Source organism: Ralstonia sp. Ralssp135 (genome assembly GCF_047304345.1).
Lineage (GTDB): Bacteria > Pseudomonadota > Gammaproteobacteria > Burkholderiales > Burkholderiaceae > Ralstonia > Ralstonia chuxiongensis.
This window is the reverse complement of record NZ_JBGLYZ010000019.1, coordinates 51,030-64,505: the sequence shown is the minus strand read 5'-3', so window position 1 is coordinate 64,505 and position 13,476 is coordinate 51,030. Positions and strand designations below refer to the sequence as shown.

The window sequence follows — 13,476 nt, the reverse complement described above, 5'->3', positions numbered from 1 at the left end:
CGGTTGGCTCACGTCAAGCGCCGATTGCGTTGTCCCCACTCATCGATAGGGCATTGCCATGAACGAGACCGACGGCCGCCGCCAGCGTGGTGAACGTGCGCGCGCCCAGGTGCTCGAGCACGCCACCGCCATCGCTTCCACCGACGGGCTGGAGGGTTTGACCATCGGTCGCGTGGCCACGGATGCGGGCGTGGGCAAGGGCAATATCCAGGTGCTGTTCGGCGACAAGGAAACGCTGCAACTGGCCACGCTGGACGCGGGCGTCGTGCATTACCGCGAGATGGTCGTTGAACCGGCGCTGGCGCTGGAAAGCCCGCTTGCCCGCCTGCGTGCGCTAACCGAAGGCTGGTTCGACTACGTGGCCAGTGGGGCGTCGCCGGGTGGCTGCTTTGTCTGCGCGGCCAGCTACGAATACCGCGCGCGGCCAGGCGCCATCCAGGACCGTGTGCGCGGGCATCGGGAGGAGATGCGCGCCCGCTTTCGCGAGACGATTACCGCGGCACAGGCGGCCGGTGAATTGCGCGCCGATGTCGAGGTCGATCAGCTCGTCTTCGAAATCGAATCGTTTCGTTCCAACGCCAACGTGGCGTTTCTGATGGGCGACATGGCGGTATTTGAGCGCGCGCGCCGCAGCACGCGGGCGCGCATCGATGCGGCGCTTGCCTGAGCGGACTTCCCAACACGCGACGCGCGCAAGCAACGCCTGTGCGCCGCCGCGGCCGTCCCCTCGCACCACCTTTGGTTACACTTGTGCGCAGTCGCACAAACACACCAAACACAAGACTCGCGGGGGGATTGGGTATGACGAGCCGAACGATTGCTGCGGCCATCGGAATCGGGGGCGCGCTGTGGCTGACGGGCTGCGCAGCGCCTTATGCGGAGCCGCCTGCCGGCGCCAACACGGCCACGGTGGATTTCGTCCGCCCGCTGACCAGCACCAACGCCACCATCCTCGCGTTTGACGACGCAAAGTATTGCGGCAACCCGCGCACCGCGCTCAAGCCGGCGGATGCGACGCGGCCGATCCGCGTGCTGGCCGGTGTGCCGACCGCGCTGGGCGCCAGCTTCGTCCGCACCTCGGGCACGCTCATCTATCGCTGCGGTGTGTCGGCGACGTTCGTGCCGCAGGCGGGCAAGCAGTACAAGATGACGGCCAGCTACCCCACCAACGCCCATGTGTGCCGCGCCGGCGTGGTTGAGTCTGACGACGGCCGGTCGTGGCATGCCATCAACGCGCGCTATCGCACCTACCGCATCAACCCGTCGTGGGGCACTGGAAGCTGCCCCGGCCTGACCGACGCCGACGTCGCCTTCATGCGTGACAAGACGCGCTCCGAAGACGGCTCCACCACGCTGAGCGACCTTTCCGATTTGCTGACGCCGCAATGACCCGCCGCACCGCCTTAATGATCCACACGTTCCTGGCCACTGCATCGGCACTGGCAGCGTTGCCGGCGGCTGCGCTGGAGCCGGCCGAAGTGTTCGCCAAGGTCGCGCCCAGCATCTGGGAGGTGCGCGTATCCAACGCTGCCGGCCAGCCGCTGGCCATCGGCAGCGCGGTGGTGATTGGCGACGGGCTGGCCGTGACCAACTGCCACGTGCTGCGCGGCGGCAAGCAGGTCAGCCTCAAGCGCGGCAACGCCAGCTTTGGCGCACGCCTGCTGTATCCCGACGTGCAGCGTGACCTGTGCCAGCTGCGCGTTGCCGATTTCCACTACCCCGCCGTCACCATTGTCCCGAGCAGCACGCTGGTGACGGGGCAGAAGGTCTACGCAATCGGCAATCCGCTGGGGTTTGACCTGACGATCAGCGAGGGGTTGATCTCGTCGCTGCGGCATGACGAAAACGGCGAGCTCAAGGCGATCCAGACGTCGGCAGCGATCTCGCAGGGCTCCAGCGGCGGCGGCCTGTTCGACAGCAACGCGCGGCTGGTCGGCATCACGTCGCGCATGGTGTCCGCCGTCTACGGACAGAACCTGAACTTTGCAGCGCCCGCCGAGTGGATCAACGATGTTCCCGCCCGTGCGCAAAAAGCGCTGGCCGAGCGCGCTGCAGCAGCGTCGTCGGTGGCTGCCAATACGACGCCTGCAGCGGCCACTGCTCCACAGCTGCGCAAGCCCGGTGAACTGGGCCCGAAGTCGCAAGCCGCCTTTGGTGCGTATTTGCGCAAGCCGTGGCCGAAAATCTTCGTGGCCGCCGATGGCGATCAGTTCGTCTACGAATGGGGCCAGAACGCTGAATTCCGTGCGGTGTCGTCGTGCAAGGAGCGTTATCAGAACTGCTCGATCTATGCCCGCGACGACACGGTCGTCGAAGCCAAATAAACGCCCTCGCAACCCTTGACCTCGATTCAGCCAGGTTCAGGTCGGGGCATGAAGACATTAATATGTGACCCGTTTGGCTGTGCGGTGCCCGTTCGAGCGAGCCTGCGCAGTCACTCAAAACAAGTCGACTAGGAACCCGCCAACATGAATTGGACCGCAACCCGACCGATCCGCGTGGTCGTGCTCGATGACCATGCGGTCGTCCGCCATGGTCTGGCTGCGCGCCTGAAGCAGGAGGCCGATATCGAGGTCTGCGGCATGTTTGCGTCAGGTCGCGAAATCGTGCGGGCACTCAAGGACAGCACCTTCGAGGTGGATGTCTTGCTGATGGACTATTCGCTGGGGCCCACTGAAATCGACGGGCTGAACCTGATCCGCCTGATTCGCGTGCGCTATCCGGAGTTGAAGATTCTGGTGGCCTCGGCGCATCACAACAAGGCGACGGTTGGCATGGTCATGCATGCCGGCGCGCGCGGGTTTGTCGGCAAGGAAGAGGAGCTGTCGGAACTGGTGCGTGCCATCCGCACCGTGGCTACGGGCGGCAAGCGCCTGAACGCCGCGCTGGCTGCCGAGATGGAGAGCGACGCCCTTTCTGCCGATGCGCCCCCGCCCACCGCGAATGGCGGCAAGCTCTCTGCACTGCTCGACCGCTCGGAGCTCAGCCCGCGCGAGCGCGAAGTGCTGCGCTGCTGCCTTGACGGCATGTCGGTTACGGACATTGCCGAGAAATTTGCGCGCAGCATCAAGACCATCAGCTCGCAGAAGCAATCTGCCTATCGCAAGCTGGGTATTCGCACCGATACCGAGCTGTTCAAGATCAAGCACGAGCTTGAGGGGCAGTGAGCGCTGAGCGGCGCCCAAGCCATCCCCTGCACGCCGGCAACGCCGTCGGCTCAAACGACCGAACCGCGAACGCCTGAACCGGTCAGGCGTTATGCAGCACGCGCAGCAGCAGGTTCTCCAGCTGCTTGACCTCGGCCTGCGAAAACCCGCGCAGCAGGTGGTTCAGCACATCGATGATCAGCGGCCGGATTTCCGGATACAGCGCGCGGCCCTGCTCGGTGAGCGAGACCACCACTGAGCGGCGATCCGCATCACTGGGTGCGCGCTTGACGATGTTCTTCTTCTCCAGCCGATCGATCAGCCGCGTCATCGCACCCGGATCGTAGTGCAGCGCGCGAGAGAGTTCGGCCGGGGTGGTGGCCAGGTCTTCGGCCAGGTAGATGACGACCGTCCACTGCGCGGCCGTCAGGTCCAGCGATGCCAGGGCACTGTCGATGTGCGTCACCAACGCGTGTCGGACCCGATGCACGAGCCGACCGATGTTGGTATCGCGGTCCATGGTGTCAAGCTGGTAGGCGCCTTCACTGGTGCTGGTGTCGGCGGCCTCAGGTGTTTGTACGTCGATGCTCATGGTGGTGCTCCCCGTTCTGCCGGTGATCCGGCTTGTAAGGCGCGCCGCATTCCCGTAACGCTGGCGTGCTTCATTGCACACTAATCGTCGCTTGCCCAGGCCGTCAAGCCGGGATCGATACCAACGCAGATCGTCAAATCTCGTTGGATATCGCTGCAAAACGATTGCGGCTGCCAAGGGGTGGGATGGTTCGTATCATGGCTGAAACGTAGCAGCCGACGCATGTGGCGCGGCGTGCTCGTCCTCCTCCATATTCCTTTTTTGAACGCCATGAACCTCCACCTTCAGAACAAGCTCGCGCTCGTGACCGGCTCTACCAAAGGCATCGGTCATGCCATTGCTGTAGCACTGGCCGCCGAAGGCGCCCGCGTGATCGTCAACGGCCGTACGGAAGCGTCCGTTGAGGACGCAATTTCGCGCCTACGCACCGAGGTGCCCGACGCCCAGGTCGAGGGCTTTGCCGGTGACCTGTCCAACCCGGCGCAGGCTGACGCGTTGGTCACCCGCTTTCCCAAGGTCGACATCCTCATCAACAACCTCGGCATCTTCGACCCCAAACCGTTTGAGGAAATCGACGACGCCGAATGGCAGCACTTCTTCAACGTGAACGTGCTGAGCGGCGCGCGTCTGTCCCGCGCGTATCTGCCCGGCATGCGCGCCCAGAACTGGGGCCGCATCGTGTTCATCAGCAGCGAGAGCGGCGTGCAGATCCCGGTGGAGATGATCCACTACGGCGTCACGAAGACTGCGCTGCTGGGCCTCTCGCGTGGCTTGGCCGAGTTGACCGCCGGCACGGCCATCACCGTGAATGCCGTGCTGCCGGGGCCGACGCGTTCCGAAGGCGTGGATGAGTTTGTCGAGAAGCTCTCCGGCGGCCAGAGCTTCGAAGCGTTCGAGAAGACGTTCTTCGAGACAGCGCGGCCGACCTCGCTCATCAAGCGTTTTGCCAGCACGCAGGAGGTGGCCAACCTGGTTGCCTATGTGGCGAGCCCGTTGTCATCTGCCACCACGGGCGCCGCGCTGCGCGTGGACGGCGGCGTGGTGAAGTCGGCGTTCTAGAACGTCAGCCCTGACGAACGCACCATTCCGGCGCGCGGCCCCGGCTTTTACGCTGGCCGTGTCGCTGGTGCATGCCGGCGGGACAAGCCGGCAGCGCGTCTGTTCGCCCGTATCGTCGAGATCGCAGACCAGCCAGACCGAGCGTGTCCTCGCCCGTGCGCTGGCGGCATTCCTTCCACATCTTCGGAGTGATTGCCATGTCCCACTGCAAAGTCTACGGAACCAAACCTGACAACGGCCCCGGTCAACTGGCGGCCCAGGCTGCACGCGATCGCGTCAACCAGGCGCACGCCACCTGGGCCGTCACGCTGGCCTACGACAGCGGCACGACAACTGCTGTCTACACTTCCGCAGTCGCCAGCGTCGACAACCTGGAAAAAGCGTTCGAAGCTGAATTTCCGCAGTACACGGTGGTCGGCTACTGAGCCGTTTGTCCCGCCACGTGCCCCAGGGCAGCGTGGCGGGCACGTCCCCTAAGCCACAAACATTGCAATCGGCCTGCAGCCCGTCACAATAAAAGTCGGACTGACTTTTGAGGATTGGGATGCAGGGCAAGCGAGCTGTGGGCAGCATGGGTGTGTGGTGGCGGACGGCGTGGCTGGGTGCCGTTACGTTGGCGTTCGGCGTTGCGGCTGCGCGCGCACAACAGCCGGTAACGCCTGCGCCTGCAGATCCGCAGATGGCCTTTTACTACGGCCGCGATGTGCCCGTCGCTGAACTGCAAGCCTTCGACTGGGTCGTGCTGGACCCGGCAACCGCCGGCAGTTTCGATCCGAAACAGCCATCGTCCACGCTCTGGTTCGCTCGCGTAGATTTGACGCAGCAGACCGATGCGATGCGCTCAAGCGCCTGGCCCGCCAATGTGATCGACCAGGTCTTTGCGCCGTTGCTCGCGCAAGGCTACCAAGGCTTCCTGCTCGATGGACTGGACACACTTCAACGCAGCGCCCCCGATGCCGCCAATTCCGTTGCGGCGCTGGTTCAGGCGTTGCACGCACGCGCACCGCAGACGAAGCTGCTGGCTGGCGGCACGGCCTGGCTCGAGACGCTGGCGCCGCAGTTGTCCGGCGTCGTGACGGCGGGTCTGGTGCGTGAGCGCGCAGGCGGCGAAGGTCTGCGTGATGTGGCCGATGCCGACCGCGCCGCACGCATTGCCACGCTGCGCAACATCGGTGCCCAGTATCACTTGCCGGCGGTCGCGCTCGATTACTGCGTCAACTACAACCGCACCTGTCTGCGGGAGACCGCCAACGTGGCGCGCGCTGCGGGCGTCACCAGCTACGCCACCACACCGGGCGCGGACTTCATCGGCATTGGCCGGCTGGAAGTGATGCCGCGCCGTGTCTTGTTGGTCGAAGCTCAGGAGCCCGGCACCAGCCGCAACACCGCCCCGTCGGTGCTCTATCTGGCCATGCCTATCAACTATCTGGGCTATCGCACCGAGTTTGCCGACGCCAACAAGCCGTTGCCGACCGTCACCCCCGACCGCTATGCCGGCGTTGTCACCTGGTTCGACAGCAACGCACCGCGGCCTGGCGCGTGGGCATCGTGGCTCAGGCGCACGATGGGCGCCGGCGTGCGTGTGGCGATGTTCAACCAGTTCGGGCTGAACATGGATGCGGCCACGGCGCAGATGCTAGGTCTGCGAGCCGTGTCCGGCACGCCGGCGGGGCCCCTTGCCATCGTCTCGCATGATCCGATGATGGGCTTCGAACTGCAGCCTCATCCCGATCGACGCATGGCCGTGGGCGTGCAGGTGGACCCCGGTGTGGCGGGAGCGCAATCGCTATTGCGGCTCTCGGTCGGCAGCTACACCTACGATGCGGCGGCCATCATGCCGTGGGGTGGCTACGTGCTGCAGCCCTTCGGTGTGTTTCGCATGCCCGATGTCGACCAGGCGCGCTGGGTGATCCAGCCACTGGATTTTCTGCGCCGCGCGCTGCAACTGCCCGCCATGCCGGTGCCGGACACCACGACGGAGAACGGCCGCCGGTTGATGACCGTGCATATCGATGGCGACGGATTCGCCTCCCGCACCGAGTTCCCGCCCGGCGAGTTCTCCGGCCAGGCCTTGCTGCGCGACATTCTGGATCGCTACAAGGTGCCGACTACCGTGTCGATCATCGAGGGCGAAGTGGCGGCCGACGGTGTGTACCCGAAGCTCACGCCGCAGCTTGAGCCGATCGCGCGCAGCATCTTTGCGCAGCCCTATGTGGAACTGGCTAGCCACACGTTCTCGCACCCGTTCAACTGGCTGCGTACCACCAACCCGCCCGCCCCGACTTCTGCCGAAACGCCCGAAGGCACCGACACCGCCTTCTCGTTGAGGATCCCCAATTACCGCTTCAGTTTCGACCGCGAGATCGCGGGCTCCATCCACTACATCAACACCAAGCTGGCCCCACCGGGCAAGCGCGTGAAGGTGCTGCTGTGGAGCGGCAACGGCCAAGTGCCACCAATTGCCGTGCAGAAGACCGTCGAGGCCGGTGTGCTGAACATGAACGGCGGCGATACCTACATCACGCGCTCCAACCCGAGCTGGACGGCCGTCGCGCCGCTTGGCGTGGACAAAGGCGATGGCCTCTTCCAGGTATTTGCGCCCGACCAGAACGAGAACATCTACACCAACCTCTGGCACGGCCCGTATTACGGCTTTTCGCGCGCCATCGAAACGTTCGAGCTGACCGAAAAACCTTATCGCTTCAAGCCGATCGGCATTTACTACCACATGTATTCCGGCACCAAGCTGGCCTCGCTCACCGCCCTGCGGCAGGTATATGACTGGGCTGTCGCGCAGCCGGTCATGCCGATCTACGCGTCGGACTACATCCGCAAGGTGCTCGACTTCCGCGCCATGGCTGTCGCGCGTGACGGCGATGCCTGGGTCGTGCGCGGCAATGGCGATCTGCGGACCGTGCGCTGGGCGGGGCCGGGCGTGCCGCGCCTTGCCGATGCACGCGATGTGGCCGGCTACGCTGCAGGCCCGGGCGGCACCTACATCCACCTGACCAGCGGCTCGGCGCGCTTCACCCTGAACACCGCCGCGCCAACGCAGCCCTACGTGCGCGATGCCAGCGGCAGGCTGTCGAACTGGCAACGCAGTGCGGATGGCCGTGCGCTGTCGGTCGACGTTGCCGGCTATACGCGACCGTTCATCCGCTTTGCCAATGCAACCCGTTGCCGGGCGACCGTGGACGGCCGCGAAGTGAGTGCATCACATGGCGCTGACTGGCGCATCGACCTGGGTGCGGGCAACCCCGCCAAGCCCACACCCCAGCACGTCGAGCTGACGTGCGACAAATGACGTCTGGAAGCGCAGACGCATGTCTGATTCTCCGGACATAGCGGATTGCAAAACGTTTGCGCTCAAGCTTTTCCAGGTTGATCCGTTGTTAACCCGACTGACGACCCCCAGGAAAAAAAAGCATGAGAGCGTCTGCGCCCCTTTCTGAAGCTTCACAACCTCCAACCAGCCTCGGTACCCGCCTGGCCGTGATTGGCCTGATCGCCCTGGTGGCGGTGTTCGGCATGTTTGCGCTGGCGAACTCGCAATCGAGCCTGCGCATGCTGGAAGCCAATACGCAATCGGCCATGCACAACCAGGAGGCCGCCATGCGCGACATGATCGGCCTGTTCGACGGCACCATGCGCACCGAGGCCGACCGCTTTCTGACCGCCTTTGCCGACGCCGCGCCGGGTCCCTACAGCGTGGACCCGGCGCAGACCGTGCAAGTGGCGGGCAAGCCGACGCCTACCTTCAAAAGCGGTGACACGGTCCTGAACCTCAACTTCACCGTGCCGGACAAGTTCTTCGCACGCACCGGCGGCACCATCGCCACCGTGTTCGCCCGCACCGGCGACGACTTCGTGCGCGTGACGACGTCGCTCAAGAAGGAAAACGGCGAACGTGCGATTGGTACGCTTCTCGATCGCGCCCACCCCAGCTACAAGGCGCTGATGGCCGGCGAGCCGTTCCGCGGCCTGGCGTGGCTGTTTGGCGTGCCTTACATGAGCAAGTACGAACCCGTGCGCGATGCGTCGGGCAAGGTGATCGGCGCGCTGTATGTGGGTGTGGACGTGCGCTCGGAACTGGCGCTGCTCAAGGACAAGATTCGCTCGCACGGCATTGGCAAGACGGGTGGCTATTTCGTCATCGACGGGAAGCCCGGCGCCGATCAGGGCAAGGTGCTGATCGACCACACGCAAGACCGCGAAGGCAAGAACCTGCTCGACGCCAAAGACGCCGCCGGCCAAGCCTGGGTGCGCGAGATGATCGCGTGCAAGGACGGCACGCTCCGCCATACGCTGGCCGACACGGAAGGCGGCACCGCGCGTGAGCGCCTGACCGTCTTCACGCAATACCCGGATTGGCAACTGGTGATTGCCGGCACGGCCTATGTGGATGAACTCAATGCCGATCTGGTGGCCGCCCGCAACCGCTTCCTGCTGCTGGGTCTGGCACTCGGTGCGCTGCTGGCCGGCGGGCTGTACTGGATGCTGCGCCGTACTGTGAGCACGCCGCTGGCCGAGGTGGTAGACGCGGCCCAGCGTGTGGCTGCGGGCGATCTCACGCACCGCCTGCCCACCACCCGCCGCGATGAAATCGGCCAGGTGATGCGCGCCGTCAACGGCGTGGGCGATGGCCTCTCGGGCATCGTCGACAAGGTGCGCGCCAGCGCCTCCACCATCGCATCAAGCACCGGCCAGATCGCGGCCGGCAATGCGGATCTTTCCGCCCGCACCGAAGCGCAGGCCGGCAATCTGGAACGCACTGCGTCGAGCATCGAACAACTGGCCGCCACCGTGCGCCAGAACGCCGAGAGCGCCCACCACGCGCACGACATGGTGCAATCCGCCAGCGAGGCGGCCAACGCCGGCGGGCAGACGGTCGAGCGGCTGGTCGGCACCATGTCGGGCATCCACGCCACGGCGCAGAAGATTGCCGACATCACCGGCATCATCGACGGCATCGCTTTCCAGACGAACATCCTGGCGCTGAACGCCGCCGTGGAAGCTGCCCGCGCAGGCGAACAGGGCCGGGGCTTTGCCGTCGTGGCCGGCGAGGTGCGCAGCCTCGCCCAGCGCAGCGCAGCCGCCGCCAAGGAGATCAAGGAATTGATCAATCGCTCGGTTGAAGAAGTGCAGGCCGGCAACCAGGCCGCACGCGGCGCCGGTGATGCCATGCAAGACATCGTGACGCGCGTGGAACGCATCGCCGGTCTGATGGGCGAGATCAGCCACGCCTCGCGCGAGCAGTCGCAAGGCATCGAAGAGGTCAACCATGCGGTCACGTCGATGGACGAGGTGACACAGCAGAACGCTGCGCTGGTTGAAGAAGCGGCTGCTGCCGCCGAGAGCCTGCGCCAACAGGCCCAGGAACTGCGCGGCGCTGTGGATGTGTTCCGATTGGCCTGAAGCGGCGCGTGGTCGGCTGGATAAGAAAAACCCGGGCTTCAACCCGGGTTTTTTGTTGGCGCCTCGTTCGTGCGCGGCGGTCTAATGCAGGATCACCCGCCGCACCACGGCCACCAACGGCGGCCGAATCGAGCGCTCGAACCCCGGGCGCAGGCGCAACGGCTTGAGCAGCATCTTGGCCGCCATATCGAGCGGCAGATAAGAGCGCACCAGCGCGCTGACGCGCGAGTTCAGCGCGCGAACATCGGCCTCGGGCACATCTTCCTGGCTGCGCTCGATACGCAGCACATTGCGCAGGGCGATCATCGAATCTTCGTTCTTGATTTCACGCAGGCGTGAGGCGAGCGCCTTGAGCACGCGCGCGCGGCCTACGCCCTCGCTCGCGTTGCACTCGTTGAAGAAACGCAGGAAGTGTTTGTAATGTCGGACTTCATCGGCCGAGATGCGGCTGGCGAGGTCGCGCAGCACCGGTTCATCGGCCTCAGCCGCGGCTTGGGCGATGGCCCGATAGAAAGTGGCGGTGCCCATTTCGACGACGCAGCGCGCGACCATTTCCAACGCCTGCGTGGGCTCGAACTGGTCGACCGAACAGGTGACCGAGTATTCCTCGAAGAAGCGGGCGTAGCCGCGCTCCCAGTCGAACTCGGGCCATACGGTTTCAACGTAGCGGCGCAGGGCAAGGCCGTGCTGAAGCTCTTCGCGTTCCCAATGGTGGATCAGCCAGTGCGCGGTTTCGGGGCGGTCGGCGTAGTACTGGGCGAGGTTGCCGGCATAGAGGTCGGAGCCGCTCTCCACAAACGACGCACTGGCAACAAGGTAGAACAGCGTGCCGTTTTCGCGTACGCGTGCCACGTCGATGCTGTCGTAAGCGATCTCCTGGACCGACCACGGCATGCGCTCGCTCTCAGATGTTTCCACATGAACCTGTGACAAGGCGCTTCCTCCGTCGGCAATCTCGCAAAAAGCGGACCGCCCTTGCTATGAGAATGAAACATCACGTCCCATGTTTCAAGACAGATGTGCGCTTCCAAAGGTTCCTAAAAGCAATCTCCTGCGCTCAAAGTGGTGAATGCGTCATGACGATTGCGTCACCCCTGTACGCGACGCAGCGGTAGGTACGTGGCGTTTTTGCGCGTGCCGCAAGCCATAGGCGAAGGCTACGAGCGCGACGATGGCGGCTCCAACCATCGCCCATTCGACTGCTGCATAGCCGCCGCTGGCTCGCCAGAGCAGGGCGCCCAGCCATGGGGCGCTGGCCTGCGCCAACAGCACGGGCGTCATCATCAGGCCGTTGAGCGTGGCGTACTGGTTGGGCGAAACCAGCTCCGGCATCGCAATCGCGCGGACCATCGTGTTGATGCCGTTGGCTGCACCATAGACCAGCGCGAACACGATCAGCAGCGGCCCGCTGGACAGCGCGAGCAACGAGAGCGCTGCGGCCATGGCGCCGTACGTCCACGGTGCAATGCGCACCGGGTGCGCCGGGCGCGACCGCATCATGGCCAGCCGCCCGAGCACCTGGGCGGGGCCGATGAGCGCGGCGATCAGCAACTGGCGACTGGTCGGCACGCCTTTCTCCGTCAGCAGCGGAATCAGGTGCGCGCCGAGCACGGTGGCGATCAGGCTGGTGGCCACGAAGGCCAGCACCACCGCCCAGAACACCGGCAAGCGCAACACCATGCGCCATGCCGAGGCATGCACCGCTGCTGCCGGGTCAAGCGCTGCTGCAGGGGCGAGCATGGGCGGCCGCACGTGCAGGCGGGCATGGATCGGCAGGCAGATCAGCACATGGGCCAGCGCAAAAAGCTGCAGCGTGTGCCGCCAGCCGAGGTGTTCCACGCCCCATTGCGCGAGCGGAATGCACAGCGTGCTGGAGAACCCTGCAATCAGCGTGAGACCAATGATCGGGCGCTGATACGCATCGCCAAACGCCTGGCGAAGCACGACGAAGGCCGGGTCGTAGAGCGTAGTGGACATCGCCAGGCCCATCGGCAGCCAAAGCAGCAGGAAGGTGGTCTCATTCGAGACGAAGGACCACGCCAGCAGGCCGCCCGCCGCGAGCACGGTGCCTGCACCCATCACGCGGCGCGCAGGCCAGCGGTCCAGCGCGCGCCCAACCCAGAACGAGCACAGCGCCCACACCAGCAGGCCGAGTGAAAACCCGCCCGCCAGAAACGGCCGGGCCCACCCGAGCGTGTCGTGCATCGGCGCCAGAAACACGGTGAAGCTGAAGTACAGCGTGCCCCACGAGACCATCTGCGCGAGGCCGAGCAGCAACACAAGGCGCCGGCCCTCGGGCGAGGCCGGCAAGAACATGGGATTCATGGAGATGGGTGCGGTGGCGGCAAGCAGACTCGCGGCAAAAAATTCATTCTATGGGTGCAAGTTGCGGCGCGCGTGCCCCATGCGCAGGGCAAGCTCAGGAAGCGTGACCGTCGATCAGCCGCCGCAAAGCTGCCGTGTCGACGACCTCGACTGTGCGGTAATGGCAGCGGATCCAGCCTGCGCGCTGCCAAGCCTGCAGGTACTTGGAAATCGTCTGCCGCGAGCGTGCCAGCATCCGGCCCAGCTCTTCATTGCTGGCGGCGACGGTGCGGCCATCGCCGGCGCGGGCGAGCTGCAGCAGCCGTTGGGCGAGCCGCGCATCGGCGGGCATTTCGCTGGCGTGCTCGAACTCGTCGAAGATCAAGCGGATGCGCTGGCAGAGCTGCTGCATCAACGCCCACATGCCGGCCGGGTAGGCAGACACCACGCGCGCAAACGCCGCGCTGCCAAGCAGGACGAGCGTGGTGGGCCCCTGCGCATGGGCGCTGTGCGTGCGGCCACCGCCGTCAATGAGTGCGATCTCGCCAAACCATTCGCCGGCGCGCAGCACGCCGTAGACGAGTTCGCTGCCGCCGTCGGTCGTTCGGCTGATGCGCACGCGGCCGCGCACGATCAGGAACATGCCCTGCGCCGGGCCGCCGTGCGGGTGGATGCATTCGCCGTCAGGGTAGGTGACCAGGCGCGCGGTGGGCGCGATCTCGGCCAGCAGATCGGCGGGGGCGTCGCGCAGCCAGCCCTGCGCGAGCTGCGAGGGCGTGGGAGCCGGGGCGGTATGGGAGGCGTCTGCGGGCATGGCGGCAGGATGCGGCGAAGGCAGTCCGATCATTGTCAAACGCTTGACAGTCTGCATGCAAGCGCCGGGCAGAGAATGCCCCATCAGCCGCGCAGCCATTCAATACGACAATACGACGCGGCACCGACGCGACCATTCCGGCGACG

General features: G+C 65.3%; 12 protein-coding genes. 8 read left to right on the top strand and 4 right to left on the bottom strand.

The genetic code is table 11. The features are described from left to right. Positions 1-58: 58 nt before the first annotated feature. The 4 genes from ACCD03_RS14620 to ACCD03_RS14605 all read left to right on the top strand — a co-directional run bounded on the left by ACCD03_RS14620 (position 59) and on the right by ACCD03_RS14605 (position 3,167). A complete protein-coding gene (locus tag ACCD03_RS14620; RefSeq protein ID WP_045206714.1) occupies positions 59-667 on the top strand; it encodes a TetR/AcrR family transcriptional regulator in 609 nt (202 codons plus the stop codon). A gap of 134 nt (positions 668-801) precedes the next feature. Beyond that, positions 802-1,389, top strand: coding sequence for a hypothetical protein (locus ACCD03_RS14615; RefSeq protein ID WP_253542257.1), 588 nt, complete (start codon positions 802-804; stop codon positions 1,387-1,389). Beyond that, positions 1,386-2,324, top strand: a complete 939-nt coding sequence (locus ACCD03_RS14610) for a S1C family serine protease (RefSeq protein WP_413412123.1) — start codon at positions 1,386-1,388, stop codon at positions 2,322-2,324. The genes ACCD03_RS14615 and ACCD03_RS14610 overlap by 4 nt, the downstream gene beginning before the upstream one ends. A gap of 144 nt (positions 2,325-2,468) precedes the next feature. Next, entirely contained in the window at positions 2,469-3,167 is a 699-nt protein-coding gene (locus ACCD03_RS14605) for a response regulator transcription factor (protein WP_316678919.1), read from the top strand. An 82-nt stretch (positions 3,168-3,249) separates the two neighbouring features. On the opposite strand, the gene ACCD03_RS14600 is transcribed toward ACCD03_RS14605, so the two are convergent. Then, positions 3,250-3,738 carry a MarR family winged helix-turn-helix transcriptional regulator gene (locus tag ACCD03_RS14600; protein ID WP_045206711.1) on the bottom strand — a complete coding sequence of 163 codons (489 nt, stop codon included), beginning with the start codon at positions 3,736-3,738 and terminating at the stop codon, positions 3,250-3,252. 270 nt (positions 3,739-4,008) lie between these two features. Here ACCD03_RS14600 and ACCD03_RS14595 point away from each other — a divergent pair, with 270 nt between their 5' ends. From ACCD03_RS14595 to ACCD03_RS14580, 4 genes are all read left to right on the top strand, one after another. Next, positions 4,009-4,797: an SDR family NAD(P)-dependent oxidoreductase gene (locus ACCD03_RS14595; protein WP_253542255.1), complete on the top strand. Its 789-nt coding sequence runs from the start codon at positions 4,009-4,011 to the stop codon at positions 4,795-4,797. Between the two features lie 197 nt (positions 4,798-4,994). Beyond that, complete coding sequence (locus ACCD03_RS14590) at positions 4,995-5,222, top strand: hypothetical protein (protein ID WP_325650295.1); 228 nt, start codon at positions 4,995-4,997, stop codon at positions 5,220-5,222. 119 nt (positions 5,223-5,341) lie between these two features. Next, entirely contained in the window at positions 5,342-8,101 is a 2,760-nt protein-coding gene (locus tag ACCD03_RS14585; protein WP_413412122.1) for a hypothetical protein, read from the top strand. Positions 8,102-8,223: 122 nt separating this feature from the next. After that, the gene (locus ACCD03_RS14580) at positions 8,224-10,212 is read left to right on the top strand and encodes a Cache 3/Cache 2 fusion domain-containing protein (protein WP_413412121.1); all 1,989 of its coding nucleotides are present in this window, start codon (positions 8,224-8,226) and stop codon (positions 10,210-10,212) included. 81 nt (positions 10,213-10,293) lie between these two features. Here the strand turns inward: ACCD03_RS14580 and ACCD03_RS14575 are convergent, their stop codons facing one another. The 3 genes from ACCD03_RS14575 to ACCD03_RS14565 all read right to left on the bottom strand — a co-directional run bounded on the left by ACCD03_RS14575 (position 10,294) and on the right by ACCD03_RS14565 (position 13,387). Further along, positions 10,294-11,106, bottom strand: a complete 813-nt coding sequence (locus tag ACCD03_RS14575) for a ferritin-like domain-containing protein (protein WP_253542247.1) — start codon at positions 11,104-11,106, stop codon at positions 10,294-10,296. Positions 11,107-11,286: 180 nt separating this feature from the next. Further along, positions 11,287-12,528: an MFS transporter gene (locus ACCD03_RS14570; RefSeq protein WP_413412155.1), complete on the bottom strand. Its 1,242-nt coding sequence runs from the start codon at positions 12,526-12,528 to the stop codon at positions 11,287-11,289. A gap of 103 nt (positions 12,529-12,631) precedes the next feature. Next, a complete protein-coding gene (locus ACCD03_RS14565) occupies positions 12,632-13,387 on the bottom strand; it encodes a Crp/Fnr family transcriptional regulator (protein ID WP_413412120.1) in 756 nt (251 codons plus the stop codon). Positions 13,388-13,476: the final 89 nt, after the last annotated feature.